We start from the raw sequence: 1091 nt of genomic DNA, 5'->3' as shown, positions 1-1091 counted from the left end.
ACGGTTCTGGTCACGGGTGGTACGGGTTCGTTGGCGGGGTTGTTGGCCCGGCATCTGGTGTCGGTGCATGGGGTGCGGCATTTGGTGTTGGCGAGCCGTCGTGGTCCGGCGGCCGAGGGTGTCGCGGAGCTGGTGGAGGAGCTGACGGCCCAGGGCGCCTCGGTATCCGTCCTCGCCTGCGACGTCTCCGACTACGACGCCGTGGCCCGTCTGCTCGCCGACATCTCGGCCGAGCGCAGGCTGACCGGCGTCATCCACACCGCCGGCGTCCTCGACGACGCCTTGCTCGGGGCGCTGGACACTGAGCGGCTGGCAGGTGTGTTTGAACCCAAGGCTGCCGCGGCGCATCACCTGGACGAGCTGACGCGCGACATGGGCGTGGACGCGTTTGTGGTGTTCTCCTCCGCTGCGGGCATCTTCGGCTCGGCGGGTCAGGGCAACTACGCGGCGGCGAATGCCTATATGGATGCGTTGATGATCCGTCGTCGGGCCGCGGGCCTGCCGGGTGTGTCGCTGGCGTGGGGTCTGTGGGCGCAGGCGGCTGGTATGACCGGTCACCTCGGCGCTGCGGATCAGGCGCGTATGGGTCGTGGTGGTGTGCTGGCGCTGTCGTCGTCCGAGGGCATGGAGCTCTTTGACGTTGGTGTGGCTGGTGATCAGGCGCTGCTGGTCCCGATCAAGCTGGATCTGCGTGCGGTGCGTGCGGAGGCCGCTGCGAGCGGTGGGGTTCAGCCGGTGTTGCGTGGGCTGGTGCGTCCGGGTCGTCGTGCGGCCCAGGCTGGTGCCGGTGACCGCAGTGCTCTGGCCCAGCGGCTGGTGCGTCTCTCCACCGCCGACCAGGAAAAGACCCTGCTCGATCTGGTCCGGAACCACACGGCGACCGTGCTGGGACACGCATCAGCCGACCGCGTCGAGACGGACAAGGCATTCAAGGACGCCGGCTTCGACTCGCTGACGGCGGTCGAGCTGCGCAACCGGCTCAGTACGGCGACGGGTGTCAAGCTCCCCGCCACGCTGATCTTCGACTACCCGACCCCGCGAGCCCTGGCGCGCTACCTGCGCGACGAGTTCAGCGGACAGACGGCCACCGC

At 69.0% G+C, this 1091-nt stretch carries 1 protein-coding gene; it reads left to right on the top strand.

All coding sequences use genetic code 11. The features are described 5' to 3' along the window. A partial coding sequence (locus tag AC07FA_RS34170; protein WP_479080244.1) for a type I polyketide synthase occupies positions 1-1091 on the top strand: 1091 nt, incomplete at both ends.

It is taken from the genome of Streptomyces sp. NPDC045968, assembly GCF_056430475.1.
Note: the sequence above shows the minus strand (reverse complement) of the source record. Positions and strands in the feature narration are given on the sequence as shown.